The sequence below is a fragment of the Sphingomonas sp. CD22 genome (assembly GCF_034556155.1).
GTDB lineage: Bacteria > Pseudomonadota > Alphaproteobacteria > Sphingomonadales > Sphingomonadaceae > Sphingomonas.
In genome coordinates, this window is sequence record NZ_JAYDYX010000008.1 from 171,706 (window position 1) to 187,135 (window position 15,430).

Annotated in this window: 20 protein-coding genes and 1 tRNA gene; 7 read left to right on the forward strand and 14 right to left on the reverse strand. The window is 61.5% G+C overall.

The annotated features are described in order from the left end of the window. Positions 1 to 39: 39 nt before the first annotated feature. Positions 40 to 891 (forward strand): metal-dependent hydrolase, encoded by an 852-nt coding sequence (locus SFC76_RS16230; RefSeq protein WP_322850441.1) that lies wholly within the window; start codon positions 40 to 42, stop codon positions 889 to 891. A 51-nt stretch (positions 892 to 942) separates the two neighbouring features. After that, positions 943 to 1,599 (forward strand): YoaK family protein, encoded by a 657-nt coding sequence (locus SFC76_RS16235; protein ID WP_322850442.1) that lies wholly within the window; start codon positions 943 to 945, stop codon positions 1,597 to 1,599. Here the strand turns inward: SFC76_RS16235 and SFC76_RS16240 are convergent. The 4 genes from SFC76_RS16240 to hspQ form a co-directional block, all read right to left on the reverse strand. Continuing rightward, positions 1,596 to 2,138: a GNAT family protein gene (locus SFC76_RS16240; RefSeq protein WP_322850443.1), complete on the reverse strand. Its 543-nt coding sequence runs from the start codon at positions 2,136 to 2,138 to the stop codon at positions 1,596 to 1,598. The genes SFC76_RS16235 and SFC76_RS16240 overlap by 4 nt on opposite strands. A gap of 174 nt (positions 2,139 to 2,312) precedes the next feature. Beyond that, a complete protein-coding gene (rpmA, locus tag SFC76_RS16245; RefSeq protein WP_037534549.1) occupies positions 2,313 to 2,582 on the reverse strand; it encodes a 50S ribosomal protein L27 in 270 nt (89 codons plus the stop codon). A gap of 29 nt (positions 2,583 to 2,611) precedes the next feature. After that, positions 2,612 to 2,908, reverse strand: a complete 297-nt coding sequence (gene rplU / locus SFC76_RS16250; protein ID WP_017979337.1) for a 50S ribosomal protein L21 — start codon at positions 2,906 to 2,908, stop codon at positions 2,612 to 2,614. Positions 2,909 to 3,045: 137 nt separating this feature from the next. Continuing rightward, positions 3,046 to 3,426: a heat shock protein HspQ gene (gene hspQ, locus SFC76_RS16255; protein ID WP_322850444.1), complete on the reverse strand. Its 381-nt coding sequence runs from the start codon at positions 3,424 to 3,426 to the stop codon at positions 3,046 to 3,048. A 125-nt stretch (positions 3,427 to 3,551) separates the two neighbouring features. On the opposite strand from hspQ, the gene SFC76_RS16260 reads away from it, so the two are divergent. From SFC76_RS16260 to SFC76_RS16270, 3 genes are all read left to right on the forward strand, one after another. Then, positions 3,552 to 3,641 (forward strand) — tRNA-Ser (locus tag SFC76_RS16260). A gap of 417 nt (positions 3,642 to 4,058) precedes the next feature. Continuing rightward, positions 4,059 to 4,520, forward strand: coding sequence for a hypothetical protein (locus SFC76_RS16265; protein WP_322850445.1), 462 nt, complete (start codon positions 4,059 to 4,061; stop codon positions 4,518 to 4,520). Continuing rightward, positions 4,507 to 5,202, forward strand: a complete 696-nt coding sequence (locus SFC76_RS16270) for a hypothetical protein (RefSeq protein ID WP_322850446.1) — start codon at positions 4,507 to 4,509, stop codon at positions 5,200 to 5,202. Before SFC76_RS16265 ends, SFC76_RS16270 begins: the two co-directional genes overlap by 14 nt. A gap of 34 nt (positions 5,203 to 5,236) precedes the next feature. On the opposite strand, the gene SFC76_RS16275 is transcribed toward SFC76_RS16270, so the two are convergent. The 7 genes from SFC76_RS16275 to SFC76_RS16305 all read right to left on the reverse strand — a co-directional run bounded on the left by SFC76_RS16275 (position 5,237) and on the right by SFC76_RS16305 (position 11,326). Next, positions 5,237 to 5,605 carry a hypothetical protein gene (locus SFC76_RS16275; RefSeq protein ID WP_322850447.1) on the reverse strand — a complete coding sequence of 123 codons (369 nt, stop codon included), beginning with the start codon at positions 5,603 to 5,605 and terminating at the stop codon, positions 5,237 to 5,239. Beyond that, positions 5,596 to 5,955, reverse strand: coding sequence for a hypothetical protein (locus SFC76_RS16280; protein ID WP_322850448.1), 360 nt, complete (start codon positions 5,953 to 5,955; stop codon positions 5,596 to 5,598). Before SFC76_RS16280 ends, SFC76_RS16275 begins: the two co-directional genes overlap by 10 nt. Before the next feature lie 287 nt (positions 5,956 to 6,242). Continuing rightward, complete coding sequence (locus tag SFC76_RS16285; RefSeq protein ID WP_322850449.1) at positions 6,243 to 7,856, reverse strand: recombinase family protein; 1,614 nt, start codon at positions 7,854 to 7,856, stop codon at positions 6,243 to 6,245. After that, positions 7,849 to 8,466 carry a DUF2924 domain-containing protein gene (locus tag SFC76_RS16290; RefSeq protein ID WP_322850450.1) on the reverse strand — a complete coding sequence of 206 codons (618 nt, stop codon included), beginning with the start codon at positions 8,464 to 8,466 and terminating at the stop codon, positions 7,849 to 7,851. Before SFC76_RS16290 ends, SFC76_RS16285 begins: the two co-directional genes overlap by 8 nt. After that, complete coding sequence (locus SFC76_RS16295; RefSeq protein ID WP_322850451.1) at positions 8,463 to 9,968, reverse strand: ADP-ribosylglycohydrolase family protein; 1,506 nt, start codon at positions 9,966 to 9,968, stop codon at positions 8,463 to 8,465. Before SFC76_RS16295 ends, SFC76_RS16290 begins: the two co-directional genes overlap by 4 nt. Then, positions 9,955 to 10,662 carry an NUDIX hydrolase gene (locus SFC76_RS16300; RefSeq protein ID WP_322850452.1) on the reverse strand — a complete coding sequence of 236 codons (708 nt, stop codon included), beginning with the start codon at positions 10,660 to 10,662 and terminating at the stop codon, positions 9,955 to 9,957. Before SFC76_RS16300 ends, SFC76_RS16295 begins: the two co-directional genes overlap by 14 nt. Positions 10,663 to 10,705: 43 nt before the next feature. Next, positions 10,706 to 11,326, reverse strand: a complete 621-nt coding sequence (locus SFC76_RS16305; RefSeq protein ID WP_322850453.1) for a hypothetical protein — start codon at positions 11,324 to 11,326, stop codon at positions 10,706 to 10,708. 172 nt (positions 11,327 to 11,498) lie between these two features. Here SFC76_RS16305 and SFC76_RS16310 point away from each other — a divergent pair, with 172 nt between their 5' ends. Beyond that, positions 11,499 to 12,002, forward strand: a complete 504-nt coding sequence (locus SFC76_RS16310) for a MucR family transcriptional regulator (protein WP_038661409.1) — start codon at positions 11,499 to 11,501, stop codon at positions 12,000 to 12,002. Between the two features lie 435 nt (positions 12,003 to 12,437). Continuing rightward, on the forward strand, positions 12,438 to 12,950 hold the full coding sequence (locus tag SFC76_RS16315; RefSeq protein ID WP_245640876.1) for a PAS domain S-box protein: 513 nt from the start codon (positions 12,438 to 12,440) through the stop codon (positions 12,948 to 12,950). Positions 12,951 to 13,159: 209 nt separating this feature from the next. On the opposite strand, the gene SFC76_RS16320 is transcribed toward SFC76_RS16315, so the two are convergent. From SFC76_RS16320 to SFC76_RS16330, 3 genes are all read right to left on the reverse strand, one after another. After that, positions 13,160 to 13,519, reverse strand: a complete 360-nt coding sequence (locus tag SFC76_RS16320) for a hypothetical protein (RefSeq protein WP_322850454.1) — start codon at positions 13,517 to 13,519, stop codon at positions 13,160 to 13,162. A gap of 332 nt (positions 13,520 to 13,851) precedes the next feature. Then, positions 13,852 to 14,388, reverse strand: a complete 537-nt coding sequence (locus tag SFC76_RS16325) for a hypothetical protein (protein WP_156143798.1) — start codon at positions 14,386 to 14,388, stop codon at positions 13,852 to 13,854. After that, positions 14,385 to 14,819, reverse strand: coding sequence for a globin family protein (locus SFC76_RS16330; protein ID WP_322850455.1), 435 nt, complete (start codon positions 14,817 to 14,819; stop codon positions 14,385 to 14,387). Before SFC76_RS16330 ends, SFC76_RS16325 begins: the two co-directional genes overlap by 4 nt. Between the last annotated feature and the right edge of the window lie 611 nt (positions 14,820 to 15,430).

A 15,430-nucleotide genomic window follows, 5' to 3' on the forward strand; every position in this document is an offset into this window, starting at 1 on the left:
TGTCAGTACGAGGACGCGAGTCCTTTGTTGGAGGTTTCCATGGCGAAAGCAACCACGCCCGCCGATCTGGTCATCACCCCGCGCGACCGCCGCTTCGGCCGCGGCACGCGCATGGGCCGCTGGTGGCTCAACGACGATCCGATCGCGACCGCCTTCTACAATGCGCTGTCGGTGACGTTCCCCAAGGGCGAGGGCTATTTCGTCGACAGCGTGCGCAAGTTCCGCGACGGCACGCCGCCGAAGCTGACCGGCGAGATCAACGCCTTCATTAAGCAGGAGGTGATGCACACGCGCGAGCATGTCGCGTTCAACCGGCATGTCACCGATCAGGGTTACGACGTGCGGCGGCTCGACAAGGATGTCGACGACGCGCTCGCGCTGACCAAGGGGCGGCCGCCGATCGCCAGCCTTGCCGCGACCACCGCGCTCGAACATTTCACCGCGATGCTGGCGCACGAGCTGATCGCCAATCCGAAGCATCTCGCCGGCGGGGAAGAACAGCCCAAGGCGCTGTGGCTGTGGCACGCCGCCGAGGAGATCGAGCATAAGGGCGTCGCCTACGACACCTGGTTGCACGCGACCAAGGACTGGCCGCGCTTCACGCGCTGGCGGGTCAAGTCGCTGGTGATGCTGATCACCACCTGGCGGTTCTTCACCGGGCGGACGCGCGGGATGCTCGAGCTGCTGCGACAGGACGGGTTGAGCGGGCCGAAGGTGTGGGCGCGGTTGTTCTGGTATGCGTTCGGCAACCCCGGCATGGCGCGCAAGGTCGCGGGCGTCTGGGCCGCCTACTTCCTGCCCGGCTTCCATCCGTGGAAGCATGACGACCGCGTGCTGATCGGGCTGGCGGAGAGCGATTACGAAGCCGCGGTGCTGCCGCGCCCGGCGTGACGGATCGCCGCGGGCTTCAAACGCCGCGGTGAAACGCGCTAGGGTCGCGGCATGACGCGATATGGCAAGCGGTTCTGGATACTCGGTGCGGCGATGGCCGGGCTCGCCGGTTATGTCGACGCGGTCGGCTTCCTCAAATTGGGCGGGCTGTTCGTCTCGTTCATGAGCGGCAATTCGACGCGACTCGCGGTCGGGCTGGCGCTGGGGCTGCCCGTCGCCGGAGTCGCGGCGGGGCTGATCGTCGCGTTCGTCGGCGGGGTGGTGGCCGGGACGATCGTCACCGTCGCGGCGGGCGCGCGCCGCAAGCCGGCGGCGTTGATCGGCGTCACGCTGCTGCTCGCCTGCGCGGCGGCGACCGATGGCCGGGTGTCGGTCGGCGCCACCACCGCTCTGCTCGCAGCGGCGATGGGGATGGCCAACACCTTGTTCCAGCACGATGGCGAGGTCAGCGTCGGCGTCACCTATATGACCGGCGCGCTGGTCAAGTTCGCGCAGCGGCTGGCGGCGGCGATGATGGGCGGGCCGCGCTGGGCGTGGCTGCCCTATCTGTTGCTGTGGTGCGGCCTCGTCGGCGGCGCGGTGCTCGGCGCACTCGTCTATCCGCGACTCGGCACCGTCAGCATCACCGCGGCGGCCGGCGTCGCGGCATTGCTGACGGTCTATGCGGCGCTGCTCGGGCCGGCCGATCGCGCCGCGGTGAGATCCTAGGCGGCGATCGGCATCGGCTCGCATCGGTCGTCGAGGTCGATCTCGTAGCTCAGCGACGCCGCCGCCTCGCCGCGCGCCGGCGAGTGGCGCATCGCGGTCCGGCCGGTGGCGCGGAAGCCGAGCTTGCGCAGCACCGCGCCCGAGGCGGGATTGTCGGCGAAATGCCAGGCGTCGAGCCGCTGCAGCGGCAGCGCATGGCGCGCCATGTCGACCACCGCACGCCCCGCCTCGGTCGCATAGCCGCGCCCCCAGGCCGACGGCGTCAGCCAATAGCCGAGATGGGGCGCGCCCTCATGTTCCGAAATGCCGATCCCGCCGATCAAGGCCGGCGCGCCGCGATCATGCGCGACGATGAGGAATCGCGCCTCGTCGTGGCGTCGCGGCGACGCGCAGAACGCCTCGGCGTCGGCGAGGCGATAGGGGTGGGGGACGCGCAGCAGCATCCGGATGACCGCGTCATGGCCGATCGCCTGCACCAGCGCCGCGGCATCTTCCGGCCATGCCGGCCGCAACGTCAATCTCTTGGTCCTGGCGAACATTTCTCGCTCTCTCCTTGGCCGTGCCCATGCCACGCGCCTGTGACGCGGCAGGGACAAAAGGTTGGGGAGCAAGAAAAAAGGGAGCCGGGGTGACCCGTCTCCCTGATTTGGCTGGCACCGCCTGGGCGGTACGACCGGGTCACCCTGGTGGGCAACCCGGCAGGTTACCCGATGTTATTCGGCGGCTTCCGCCATAATCTGCACCGAGCAGAATTTACGGCCGAGCTTGCCCTCGTGGAACGCCACGCGGCCGTCGACGAGCGCGAAAAGGGTGTGATCCTTGCCGATGCCGACGTTGGCGCCTGGATAGAATTTGGTGCCGCGCTGACGCACGAGGATGTTGCCGGCGATCGCTTCCTGACCACCGAACTTCTTCACGCCGAGGCGACGACCGGCCGAATCGCGACCGTTGCGCGACGAACCGCCTGCTTTCTTATGTGCCATGCTGCTCTACTCCTGTTCGCGCTTGTGGCTCAGCCGACCGAGACGATCTTGAGGATCGTGTGGTTCTGGCGATGGCCATTCTTGCGGCGATAATTGTGACGGCGGCGCTTCTTGAAGACGATGACCTTCTCGCCCTTCGCCTGTGCGACGATCTCTGCAGCGACGGTCAGGCCCTCGACGCTCTTCAGCTCCGAGCCTTCGCCCGCGAGCAGGACGTCACCCAGCGTGATCGATGCGCCGGCTTCGCCGTCCAGCTTCTCGACGACGATTTTGTCTCCGGCGGCGACGCGATACTGCTTGCCGCCCGTGCGCACGACTGCGAACATGGCTTAGTCACTTCCCAAAAAACATATGCCCGCTCGGGTAGGCCCGGCGGGATGAGCGGTCGCAGCTAAGGAAATCGCGCCGCGCTGTCAACCACCCGGTACCGCGATTCTACGGTCGGGGAGCGATTCCGTTCGACTTAATGGCGATGTTCGCGACGCAGGGCGTAGCGGCCGTCGGCGAAACCGGTGAACAGGCCGGAGATCGCCGGATGATCGATCGGCTCGTCGCTTTCGTCGGCCACCAGATTCTGCTGGCTGACATAAGCGATGTAGCTCGATTCCATATTCTCGGCGAGCAGATGGTAGAACGGCTGCTCCTTGGTGGGGCGCACGCTCTCGGGAATCGCCTCATACCATTCGTCGGTATTGGAAAAGACCGGGTCGACGTCGAAGATCACGCCGCGGAAGTCGAACAGGCGGTGGCGGACCACGTCGCCGATCGAGAAGCGGGCATGGGCGATCGCGGGGACATCGATGTCGCCGAAGGGCAGCACACCGGTAGGATCGTGACGAGGCATGCGCGCAATCTAGGGGTCTTTCTGCGCCGCACAAGCGGAAGGGTGCTTGCCAGCGTAAAACGAACCCGTTAGAGGCGCGCCCTCGACCGACCGATCAGGCCTTCGCGCCTCGAAACGTCTTCTGCGGAGAGGTGGCAGAGTGGTCGATTGTACCGCACTCGAAATGCGGCGTGCCTTTGCGGGCACCGAGGGTTCGAATCCCTCCCTCTCCGCCACTACGTCCTACGGGACGGTCGATACCTTTTAAATTATGATGTGAATGCAGCAGCTTAGCTGATGCTGGGCGCGTCTATAGACGCGTTTACGGCGCTGCAGATCCTGCTTTAAAGCCAACGCGTCTACGTTCAGATTTCAGCGCCGCTGACAGCGTGGTGTGCCCATTTTTGGCTCACTAGCGTGAGTGATCTGATGCTATACCGCCACGATGTGATGCTCTCTGGCATGGCCTTGGCGACTCGATGGTGCAAAGAACAACCCAGCCGCCGCGGTACAGCGAGGCTTTTCCCAGGGTATCGATGGGCGAGGCGCTACGTGGTCGAAAGGTAGGCAAGCCGGATGTCCTTTGGCGTAATCGCCTGGGACACGCGGTTGGTTTCGCGACCTTAGACTCGCCAGAACCTGATACAATCGTGATGTCGTTCCATCTCCAGGATTTACCGTATGTAGATGGCGCCGATGGCGATGTAGAAATTGCTGTCGAGTACAAAGGCTCGACGCAAAGCAACTTGCGTCCTTTTGCTGTATGTAAAGGATGTTGCAGGCACATAGATGTGATACTATTTGCAGGAACTGAGTGGCTTTGCAAGACATGTCTGCGTCTGTCTAATCGCTCTACGCTGATCGACCCTGTAGTGAGGATCACAGAAGAGCTGGAAGATATCGAGCAGAGCATCGGGGAGGGGCGGCCTAACGGCATGCGTGTGACCCGCTTTGAGATGTTGCAGCAGCGCCATGATGATCTGCTAGCTCAACTGCGTGGTAAGCCGCGCCGCGGTGCCAGCCGGGACTATCAGGCCAGGATCGATGCGGAATGGCTTCCGCGCTCTTCGTTCGTCATCGACCATTTGGGTGGCGAGTGGCATGAAGGCCGTTGATGAGCGACGCCGGCGGCAGATCCCGGACTCCGGCTTTGGACTGCTGGGAACGGAGCTGTTCGCCAACCGCCCCATCGCGGACATGCTTCATGAAAAGACATCGTCCCGCGTGATGCAAGCATCGGCTCACGCGCTAGCGGCAGAGCCCTTTTCCCAACTTCAAGTGCGCAGGCGGCTGACCGAAGCTGCGACCTTTGATGCTCCCATAGTGCTGGACGATGTGATCAGGGTCACAAAGGAGTCTCGGGTCTCTGCCGCGCGCTTCAGAGCGGCGATACCGTTCACGGGTGACCCCGACCTTTTCCAAGCAAAGGGGCACGGGTCGGCTCGCAGGAAGCTAAAGGCCACGATCGATGGTAACAGCCTCGTCATCACCGCCACGTCATTTGCATGTGACGTGGCGATGGTGCCCTATGCCATTGCCTCGGAAGTCATCGCTATTCGAGAAATGCTTGCTAAGCAGCACGGTGTCATTCTCGAACATAATCGGCAGGCCGCAAAAGCATGGTGCGCCTTTGTGAGCGAGCATTGGGATGCGCTGTGCACGATGCGGACATTCGCGGTCCAATCTGTTCAAGACCAAGTCGAACGCGACAGGCGAGACATATTATTGGCCTACGATGTTATCTTTGGGAACGAGGGCGCTGGCGTCGGCTTGGATGAGTTTACCCTCAACACGTAGGGGATGATAGGCATCCATGTTGCCTAGCTTCACATTACGCCTCACCGTCCTGATGCCACGGATCGATCTCCTCCCAGCCAAGCCGCATGTAATGCTCACGGAACATTCGCTGCGCCTGAACCGCAGCTAGGATCCAAAAAGCCGGCGCCACGATGAAGAGCAGCGGCCAGGCAACGAGCAGCGTTCCAATCAGGACGACAAGTGTGAAGGCGAACGGTCGCCACAGGTTGCGCGCGGCCATGTAGAACAGGCCGAACAGCAGCATCCAAAGCCAGGCGCGGCGCGGTACGCTCTCGCGCCAGCCGGTAGCCGGGTTCTCGTAGATAGCGGTGACCTCATAAGGGTCGAACGACTGCGGACGGCGGGGTAGGCGGCGGCCGCCGTGGCCGTGGTTCACAGACACGCGCGCACCTCCTCGACCCGGTTACGGTCACTGCCCGCCCTCATGGTCTTGAACTGATGCATGATGACGTGGGTGCCAGTCGCAGTGGGCGTGGTTTCAATCATTAGCATTGGAAAGGTATCGCCAAGCACCAGCATGGCGCCGTTCTCGCGTGGTACGGACTTCGGCGTAGCGCCGCCGAGCTTCAGCCAGGCGGCAGACACGCAGGCGATGACCGCGTTGCCATCACGCGCGCTGTCGGCGACAAACACCGGCTCGCGCTTCTGCATACCGTTGACCGACATTGCCGGGTTACAGGCACTCGCCACCAGTGGCAGCACGAGCGCAGCGACCTTCCTTGAATTCGTCATATGAAGCTCCCCTCTTGCGGGGCGCCTCGTGCAGCTTCGCCGATAGTCGCCCCTATGTTCCTCTCGGGGCGACGGCCGAAGCCGGATGTTGGAAACCTGGGCCAAAGGTACAGGCGCATGCGCCTTTACCGGCAAGCCGGCTGGACATGCGCGCATGCCACCCGGCCCCCAAAAAGGTGACCGGCTGGTTCAGAAGAGGTTTCGACGCCCCGCTCCCGCGTATCTCGGGAGCGAGGCGGTGATCGTCTGACGTCAGAGAAGACGCAAGCGAAAACGACGCAAAAGCGTCAGTTCTGCATTGCAAAGAGGCTGCGCTGGGCAGACCAGTCGGCCGGCAGCGGCAGCATCTCGCTGAGCCGCGCCACCGTCAGCCAGGAAGGCTGGCGGCCCTCGACGATGCGGGTCACCAGATCAGGCGCAAGGAAGGCCGCGCCAATGAACTGGCGGATATAGGCCGAGGTGATGCCATGGGCGCTAGCGATGGCCCGGATGGAAATGTGCTTGCCGCTGGTAAGATCCGCAAGCCAACCGCGCGCCTGGGCGACAACCGCGATAAGGCTGGTGTCTGGGTTGGGGGCGGCATGGCCGGGTACCACCAGGGTCAGGCGCGCCTTGGCGCGGCCGAGGCTTGCTGGCGTGACAATCGTGCCGATCTCGCCGGCAAGCCCTAGCGCGTCCAGCTGGAGCGTGGTCGTGACACCGGCCTCGGTTACCTTCACTTGCGCTACGAGATACCGAAAGAGAGCGAGTTCGGCATCGGTGTTTGTCGTTCCGAGTCTCTGACCCAGCGCGGCACTGCCTGCGATGATGGCAGGAGACACCATATCGAGGCTGGGCAGCGCCATGACGAGCCTGACAGGAGAGGCGAGTGTCTCTTGAAGCGCGGTAAGAACGAGCGCGTCGAGATCGCCCGCTGGCACCCGCGTCGCAGGCGAGGCGTAATAGCAGTAGCGTCGGTTCGCCTTGCCGGTGTGCGTCGCGGTCATCCGCTGGCCAGATGCATCCTGTACGAGCCCAGAGAGCATGTGCCCGGACCCTGCGGACGTGGAGCCCTTCGCCTTGCGGCGATTGGCTTGGAGCAATTGCTGTACCGGATCATAGAGGCTGGCCGGCACGATGCGCTCGTGCTGGCCAGGATAGCGCTTGTCCTTGTGGCCGATCTCGCCGGCATAGATCGGGTTCGCAAGGATGCTGTACAGCGAACCGCGGCCAAGCCTGGTGCCACCAGACGTCCGGCCATCAGCAAAGACGCGCCACTTCGACCGGATCCCGGCCTTGTCCGCAGCTTCGACGAGCGCATCGACGTTGCGGTGTTTGAGGTAGAGCCGGAAGAGGTCGCGCACCTGAGCTGCCTCGGGTTCGTTGACGATGAGCAATCGCTCGACGACGTCGTAGCCGAGCGGCACAGCCCCTCCCATCCACATGCCCTTGGCCTTGGACGCGGCGATCTTGTCGCGAATGCGCTCCCCGGTCACCTCGCGCTCGAACTGGGCAAAGCTCAGCAGCACGTTGAGGGTGAGCCGGCCCATGCTGGTCGTGGTGTTGAACGCCTGGGTCACGCTGACGAATGACACTTTGCGGGCGTCGAATCGGTCGACCATGCGGGCAAAATCGGACAATGCGCGCGTAAGCCGGTCGACCTTGTAGACGACGACCGTATCGATGAGCCCGGCTTCGACGTCGCCGAGCAGCGCCTTCAATCCTGGCCGCTCCATGCTGCCACCAGAGAAGCCGCCATCATCATAGGCAGTGGGGATGAGCTGCCAGCCTTCGTGCTTCTGGCTGGCGATATAGGCCTCGCATGCCTCACGTTGGGCGTGCAGCGAGTTGAACGACTGCTCCAGCCCTTCCTCACTCGACTTGCGGGTATAGACCGCACAGCGGATCTTGAGCTCAGCCATTGCGGCGGGGCTTTGGCGGATAAATGCGCCGCTTCCTCAGGCCAAAGAAGAGCAAGCCGTTCCAATGGGTGCCGGTGATATGCTTGGCGATCGCGGATAACGAGCTGAACAGCTCGCCGTCATAGCGAAAGCCATCTGCCTCGACCGCCACGACGTGGTTGCGGCCGCCGTATGCCTTGATGAGCTGGCTGCCCGGCAGCAGCTGGCTTGCCGCCGGCGGCAGGACGCCGGCGCGGGCCTTGGATCCACCGGCCGGCCGCTGCGCGGGCGTGGCATTCATACTGCCAGCGGCCAACGTCTGGATGGGGACGTCAGCAACGGCTGCAACATCCGGGATGATGCTGCTCTGACTATCAGCCGATTGCGGCGCACTCGGCGGCTGGCAAACCCCGCGGCGCTGGAGCGCGTGCTCCGTCGCGAGCTGCAGATCGTGCGCAATGGCTTGGGGGACATCGCCATGCAGCACCACCTGCTCACGCCAGGCGATGGCCTGTTCAACGAGGCTGGGGAGCCGGTGCGGGACCGGACAACCAAAGAGCGCTTGCCAGCGGGAGGCGCTCTCCGATCCGCTCGCCACAGCCGGCAGCTTTGCCGGGGCTGGCCTGCTCATGCGTTGCTCGCATCGATGAGCCGGTCAGCCGCGGCAAGCAGTCGGTCGTGCCAGGCGAGGCGCTGCAGCCAGGCCTCAGGGATACCGCTGGCGCCATATAGCGCGCCAGCCAGTTGCCCGGTGATGGCCGCCGTCGTGTCGGCATCGTCGCCGAGATTGGCGGCGAGCAGCACCGCGGCAGCAAAGCTGCTGGTGCGACCAACGCACCATAGAGCCGCTTCGAGTGAGTGCGCGACATAGCCTGACGAGCGGATGTCCCGGCGCAGCTTGCCGCGCCAGCTACCCCGCACAATCGCATCGATGGCAGGCGCATCACTGCGGCGCGCCGCTGTCAGCACCTCATGCGCAGACATGCCTGAGATCGCATCTGCCAGCATCTCGGCATAGGCGACGCAGCCGGCGATTGCTTCTGGTGCGGCATGGGTGGTGCGGCTTTGCCGCGCGGCGATGGCGGCAAGCGTTTCGCGGTCGCGCCAGTGGCGCACCGCGACCGGGGCAAGGCGCATCAGCGAACCATTGCCGGCGCTCATCGGATCATCGCTGCCGGCATAAGCATCGAGATCACGCTCGAAGCGGGCAAGTGCCTGCCGTGTGGTCACGCCGATATCGAAACAGCGGCCGGTGCAGCTATACTCGCCGCTGCGCCACCAGCTAACGAAACGACCCATCAGGTCACGGGCGTCAAACTTTGGCTCAGCGGCAAGGCTGTCGGCGAGCGCCAGCGCCATGGCGGTATCATCGGTCCATTCGCCTGGTTGCAGGTGAAAGGGTCCGCCGCCCACCATATCTGTCACCGCAACGCCGCTGTCGCGCCGGGTGAACTCCAAGGTGGTGCCGACGGCGTCACCAATGGCCAAGCCAAGCAGCGCGCCGCGACTGCAATCGCGGCGTGCTGAAGGTGAATGTGCCAGCGTTGCTTCCGGCGTGGTGACTAGCGCACGCACGTAGGCTTCCTGCGCCCCGGTCTCGACCGCACCAGGTCGAACCTCACGTACGGCGGCAAGCGCCTCTGCGGGTGTCCAGCCAAGATCGATCAGCAGCCGCGCAGCAACCGTCCCAGCGCGGCCAAGGCCGCCCTTACAGTGGACGAGCACGTTGAATCCTGCACGAAGCTGGTTGCGTAGCGCCGGTCCTGTCTTCTGCCACGCGGTCTCGAACGCGGCGTCGGGCACAGATACATCGCGGATGGGAAGATGCTGCCACTCCATAGCGGCAGCACGCACCGCCTCGCCGAGGCTCGTGACGCCAAGCGAGGCGAGTTCGTGGTCCTCGACCAGCGAGACGACGCTGGCTGCGCCCCAATCGGCAATAACGCTGACGTCGAGATCGAGATCGCGCGCCCATGCACCAGTTGCTGCATGATGCTGCTGCTTGCCGGGGCAAAACGTGATTCCGACGCTGCCAAGGCCGGCACCTGCCGCGACGAAGGCGATCTGGAGCGGGTGGGATACACTGGTACGCGCGCCCATCGCGCGGCCATTGATCTGCTTAGTCGGCTGCATGGTCAGTTCTCCTCGCCCGATACAATTCGGCAGGGCGAAAGCCCTTGCCGGTTTCCATTTCGCCAGTCGCTTCCAGGCGGCCGCTTTCGATGAGTCGCTTGCGGAAAGCAGGCTTGTTCAGCGTCTGGCCGCGAATCGCCTCATGCAGCGCCTGCAGCTCGCGCAGCGAGAAGCACTCAGGCAGCAGGCCGAACGCCCAATCGTCACGGTCGAGATCGCGGCGCAGGTCAGACAGCGCGCGCGAGAGAATGGCATCATGGTCGAATGGCAGTGAGGTGCGGCGACCCGCCGCCGTGCGGAGAACGCCGCCATTTATCGGCAGCAGCTCGCACGTACCGAGCGGCGTGGAGGCGCGGCCCATGATCTCAGCATCGACAACCGCCATGTAGCCGATGCTGACGATGCGCATGCGCGGGTCACGCGCGACAGCGCCGAAGGCGTGGAACTGGCGCACCGGCGCATCAAGGCCAGCCTTGTCACGCAGCGCGCGCTGCGCCGCGGCGCCAAGTTCCTCGTCTGCACGTACAAACGTGCCGGGCAAAGCAAGGCGGCCGCGGGCCGGCAGTTCCGTGCGCTTGTTCAGCAGGACGCAAAGCGAACCGTTGGTGAAGGTGAGGGGGACGACGTCCACCGCAACCGCCAGGGGCGGGAAGGCGGCAGGGTCGTAGCTGGCGAGAAAGGTTGCATCGTCCATGTCCACGATGGTTAGACGTTAGATGCATATACGTCAATGACGTCTATCTTGTCGAACTCTCCCAAGCCTGATCGACCATGTCACGAGCTTTCTTCGAATAGGTTTGGTACACAATCTCATTGTGAGCCAGGATTTGTCGAGCGTGATGCAGCTCCTTCTCGACGCTATTCCGAAAATCGTAATAATCTTCGACATCTATGAAGATGCGTAGGCGCATCGTCGTCAGTCCGATCTTACCGTAATAGCTAAAAGACGGAGGGATCGTCAGCGGTGCTCGCCAATACATCGGATGTCCGGTGAACGGGACCTCTGCCTCATGAAGGTGGCCTGACATCCAGCAACGATATTCATTGAGGAATTTGCGCGTAGTGGTTTCGATTTTGATCGCCCTAACTTCGCCGATGACTAGCGACTCGATTGCAAATTCTGCATGAAGCGTGTCTCTGAGCTGCTCCGCCTCCGCCTCCGGCCATTCGCGACGAAGCTGCGGCAAGCGCTTTCTGATGTCCGCCGGCAGACGCTTGAGCGTCTTCTCTATTGCCCTGCCGTCCGCAAACAGCCTCGTTCCCAGAATCTCGGTGCCAGTTTTGTTCATGCCGTCATCTTGGGGGTGTGGCGAGCCCGAGCGCAAGGCTTCGGTAAAGGCCGAGGTTGTCCAAACCATTTTAGGTCAGAGCCTCCCGGCCAATGCAGCCAAGTCAATTCGCGCTGCACGCAGGTTGATTATCAAAATAATCGCCCTCTAGCGCCCGGCATGGCGCGTCCGCTTTATCTAATATGCTTGTTTACGAAGTCGCCGCTACTAAAGAAGGAGCATCACCGCCAAAGGAGCAAAAATGGCTGATCAAGACGATTTCGATACGGGCCTGAGCACGGTCGAGCTGGCAACTGAGCTCACGGTTGCGTGGCTGAGCAACTCGAACAATCGGGTCAATGCTGATGACGTACCTGCATTCCTGCAGCGGATGCATGATACCGTCTTGGGTCTGTCTGCAGGCAATGCGTCGAACAGCGGCGACGCTGCTCCGGCGCAGGAATACACTGCTGCAGTCTCGGTACGTAAATCGCTCGCGTCGCGCGACCACATCATCTCGATGATTGATGGCAAGCCTTACAAGACGCTGCGCCGTCATCTCGCGACCAACGGCATGACGCCGGACGAATACCGCACCCGCTATGGTCTCAAGGCTGATTACCCGATGGTGGCGCCAGCTTACAGTGAAAGCCGCAGCGCCATGGCAAAGACAATCGGTCTTGGCCGGAAGCCTGGGCAGCCGAATGCCCCTAAAAAGGAGGCCAAATCTGCTCGGAAGGTAAAAGGGGCGGACGCAACCGATTAACTACCGTGACGCACATTATAGAAGCGGGCTGACGAACGATGTTCAGCCTGCTTCTTTGATGGCTGCGACCGATGCCCATAGTGAAATTATGCTGCATCTCATCATTGGTGAACCGAAATGGAGTCGCTGTCACGATCGGTCAGGTTATGGCTCTTATAAGGGCGTATCTATCACGCAGTGCGCACCTAAACCGCCATCGCGCTCCCACTTAGGACTGTATCCCTTGGCAATACTCATTTTCTAACCTATGTTATAAAGGCAACATAGGAACGCTGAGGTCCAATGCCATCGGGTCATTGCATATCGACACTCGAGGGGGTCATTCTTAAAGCGGATCAAGGGTTTCTTGATCTCATACAGCGAAGCGAAGATGCGGTCATCGGGCTTTCCTACAAAGCTATAACGGATCCGAGGGATTTGGAGAGAAGCGCGCGCATGCTCCTAGCCCTGGAGGACGGCGCTGCTCCGGTACGGCTGCAGAAGCGTTACATTCGACCAGATGGAAGCTCGATTGCTGCAAACCTTTTGGTGACCCGATTTGCCGATCCGGGCCGATTGATCAGTACCTTATTTTGGCAAGACAACGGTCGTGCTCTGCCGCCGGCGCGGCTGTGGGAAGCCGCTCTGCGCATTCGCTATGTTCATACCGCGCGGATCAAGCTCTTTGGAGATGAGCTAAGCACTGATCCAATTGGTTCGCTACTCGTCGGCATCTATCTGGCCGAAGCAGAGGGCCGTAACATAAGCCTTGCCGAGGTTGCGGCATATTCGAAGATATCCAGTTCGACCGCAGCACGTTGGATGATCGTATTGCAGAAACGCGGCGTCGTTCAGCTCGACGGTGATCTCGGGCGCAGCATCCAATTCACACAGGCGGGGCTTAACAAAATGGAGGCCATGCTAGCGACAGTTTATCAAGTGCCGGACGCGGCACTTATCGTTGCCTGAACATCGTGAATGATGTGGTCAACTTGGGCGGCAGCGGCATGCTGTTCGGCCGCGTCTAGATGTGTAAGGGCATGCCGCAAGTGATCGAGGGCGGCTTTAAGTGGAGAAACGCCCCGACCTACTGTACACATATTCTTCTCCAAAGATAATCCAGGCCATGCTCTACGCTGCAGTGGCTGAATAGCTCGTGAGGTCGCCAGGGCAGGCGCTCACGTGCTGGGGAGGGAAAAGCCTTCGTTAATGATGCGCGATAGTTCCTCACGGGCGGCATCCAGTCCAATCACACGAGTGCGCGCATGATGGATACGATCGATATCTGCGGGTGCACGAGCGGGGCCCATGTCCTTGGCTGCCTCACGTGTCGCAAGCTCAATGACGGCGTCTTTGTATTCTGCGTGCGCTGTAGCGAGCGCCACATCAAGCGCGTTGGTCATTTCGTCAGCCGATGCCATTTTCTGCCTCTCTTGGGCATACCTCACCATGGTTGGGTCGGCATGAGGAGCCTGAACCCGCCAAGGATGCTGTGGTTGCTCCGCGTGCGCAATCTCTATGACGAAATGCGACGTCATCCCTGACTGGTTCTGGATTATCGCGTCTAGGCATGGGGCGGAAGATGATGAACCGGGATAGGCTCCGGCATCATCTGACATATGCCGAGGCAAGGCTAAGTCGGACGATGCTGGACAATCAGAAAGCGGTCATGCTGTTAGTGAAGCTTGCGCTAGTTGATAGTCCGCATCGAACAGAAAGCCGCCAGTCCGCTTTTGAGCGGCCAAGCGTGGTAAGCTGCGATTCGGTCAGGCACCGGGTAGGCAGCCGGACGGAGCCTTTATGGCGTTGCCTGCCAGCTGCATATGGCACTATCTGGCCGAAACTCGCCGCCGGATAGTGCTAGTTCTTATCAGTGGTGTTCATGGGCACTACGCCGGCCGTATAGTTCCGAAATCATTAAAAGCTGATGCATGGCACGGAGTTCTGACTCAATATGTACCCTTAGAACCTCGACCGTAGCTAACATATCGTGGCGATAGCTAAGCCAATCCTCGGAGCGAAGCCCCTGCCATCGCGTATGGTAGGCACCGAACATCTCGCCAAGCTGCATGCAATCTACCTTCATTCCTCTTGCAACGACCTTGCTAGAGGCGGAGCCAGAAGCGATGACCGGATTGAAGATGCGGCCGTGTTTAAATATTTGGTACCGCTGAAAATGCTTGGCAAGCCGGGTACGAGATGCGCACAGCAAAGCGATTGCATCTTGACGGTCCGCCTTGACCAAAATGCTGGCACGCGACATCATGCTCAGGGCGCGCCTGACAAAATACTCTGCTTCTTGGCTTAGCGATGGAGCCGACGAACAAAAAGCGAGTGGGTTGGGCGGCACGCGGCTTTCTACTAATCGCAATACAGCTTGGTTCGTTTCATTGTACGGGTGGGTCATGCTTCAACATGGTCCGGCTTGGCGACATAAGCCGCCGTGATCATCGCACCTGCAAGCAAGTCATACGCTGATACCCATGCCGCCTCAGTTTCCACGTCAAAGCGATCGCCCAACATTGCAGCTAGGGTTTCGATCAATGCAGCCCCAACGGCTGCATAGTCGTTCGGACTTACACCGTAAGGTACATGCCTGATCGCCAAGGCAGAGGCGACCGGCAAAATATCGTCCAACCTGTCCAACGCGTCAACAACGGTCGCAAGCGTTAGGAAGAGCTTTCGGCCCTGCTCTACCATATCATGTCGAAAAAGGCCCTGAGTTCGCGGCGCGATGACGAACAGCCTACGATAAAATTCCTCGGCAGCTTGCTGCGTGACGGGCAGGACAAGTGCGAAGCTCTCCTGCACGAGCTCGATCTGACGGGAATTAGCCATCTATGCCCATTATGGTCAGAACTCTCACCAAATTCTTAATCGGCGGTGGTCGTGGGCTAATCCCGTTCCAAGATGATAGCCCTGCCAATCCAGGCGCATTTCTGTTGCACCGGCAGGGGCGCAGCATCGCTGTTTGCCAGAGGCATAGTACGAGCTGTGAGAATATCTGCGCTGCGCTATATGAAAATATGGTGGGAAGCAGAACGACCGCTTTTGCGACACGTGAATTAGGCGGATCGCCTCAACTGCCTAAATGCTACGATCGCCAGGACCACAGCGCTGCATATTAGTAGCGCCTGGATCGCCCCCGTTACACCGTCGGATCCCCCAAAATGACGCCCAATCGGACCGATGGTCGAGCCAAGCAATCCGCACCCGACGCCGGCAAATGCAAAGCCAGGCCGAGCTTCTCGCATCAGTTTCGACATTTGCCTATCCCTCTGTTAGGCGAGGATTGGCACGGATAATCGCCTCCGTACAAGCCAGCCCTACCGTTGATGGCCGGTTCTGGGAGGATAGTGGCTTGTCCGCTTTCTGCGGACGACCGGAAGAAACCGGCCGTTCGTTCAGCGGGCCGGGGAGGAAGGCTTGACCGCCGGCCGAGGGTGGAT

Bases quoted from the DNA above. Each gene is read 5' to 3' on its own strand.
- SFC76_RS16235 (WP_322850442.1), top strand. From the start codon at position 943: ATGACGCGATATGGCAAGCGGTTCTGGATACTCGGTGCGGCGATGGCC.
- SFC76_RS16290 (WP_322850450.1), bottom strand. From the start codon at position 8,466: ATGAGCAGGCCAGCCCCGGCAAAGCTGCCGGCTGTGGCGAGCGGATCG.
- SFC76_RS16285 (WP_322850449.1), bottom strand. From the start codon at position 7,856: ATGGCTGAGCTCAAGATCCGCTGTGCGGTCTATACCCGCAAGTCGAGT.
- SFC76_RS16280 (WP_322850448.1), bottom strand. From the start codon at position 5,955: ATGACGAATTCAAGGAAGGTCGCTGCGCTCGTGCTGCCACTGGTGGCG.
- SFC76_RS16265 (WP_322850445.1), top strand. From the start codon at position 4,059: ATGTCGTTCCATCTCCAGGATTTACCGTATGTAGATGGCGCCGATGGC.
- SFC76_RS16295 (WP_322850451.1), bottom strand. From the start codon at position 9,968: ATGCAGCCGACTAAGCAGATCAATGGCCGCGCGATGGGCGCGCGTACC.
- SFC76_RS16320 (WP_322850454.1), bottom strand. From the start codon at position 13,519: ATGACGTCGCATTTCGTCATAGAGATTGCGCACGCGGAGCAACCACAG.
- SFC76_RS16300 (WP_322850452.1), bottom strand. From the start codon at position 10,662: ATGGACGATGCAACCTTTCTCGCCAGCTACGACCCTGCCGCCTTCCCG.
- SFC76_RS16330 (WP_322850455.1), bottom strand. From the start codon at position 14,819: ATGGCTAATTCCCGTCAGATCGAGCTCGTGCAGGAGAGCTTCGCACTT.
- rplU (WP_017979337.1), bottom strand. From the start codon at position 2,908: ATGTTCGCAGTCGTGCGCACGGGCGGCAAGCAGTATCGCGTCGCCGCC.
- SFC76_RS16305 (WP_322850453.1), bottom strand. From the start codon at position 11,326: ATGGTTTGGACAACCTCGGCCTTTACCGAAGCCTTGCGCTCGGGCTCG.
- rpmA (WP_037534549.1), bottom strand. From the start codon at position 2,582: ATGGCACATAAGAAAGCAGGCGGTTCGTCGCGCAACGGTCGCGATTCG.
- hspQ (WP_322850444.1), bottom strand. From the start codon at position 3,426: ATGCCTCGTCACGATCCTACCGGTGTGCTGCCCTTCGGCGACATCGAT.
- SFC76_RS16325 (WP_156143798.1), bottom strand. From the start codon at position 14,388: ATGACCCACCCGTACAATGAAACGAACCAAGCTGTATTGCGATTAGTA.
- SFC76_RS16270 (WP_322850446.1), top strand. From the start codon at position 4,507: ATGAAGGCCGTTGATGAGCGACGCCGGCGGCAGATCCCGGACTCCGGC.
- SFC76_RS16310 (WP_038661409.1), top strand. From the start codon at position 11,499: ATGGCTGATCAAGACGATTTCGATACGGGCCTGAGCACGGTCGAGCTG.
- SFC76_RS16315 (WP_245640876.1), top strand. From the start codon at position 12,438: ATGCTCCTAGCCCTGGAGGACGGCGCTGCTCCGGTACGGCTGCAGAAG.
- SFC76_RS16240 (WP_322850443.1), bottom strand. From the start codon at position 2,138: ATGTTCGCCAGGACCAAGAGATTGACGTTGCGGCCGGCATGGCCGGAA.
- SFC76_RS16230 (WP_322850441.1), top strand. From the start codon at position 40: ATGGCGAAAGCAACCACGCCCGCCGATCTGGTCATCACCCCGCGCGAC.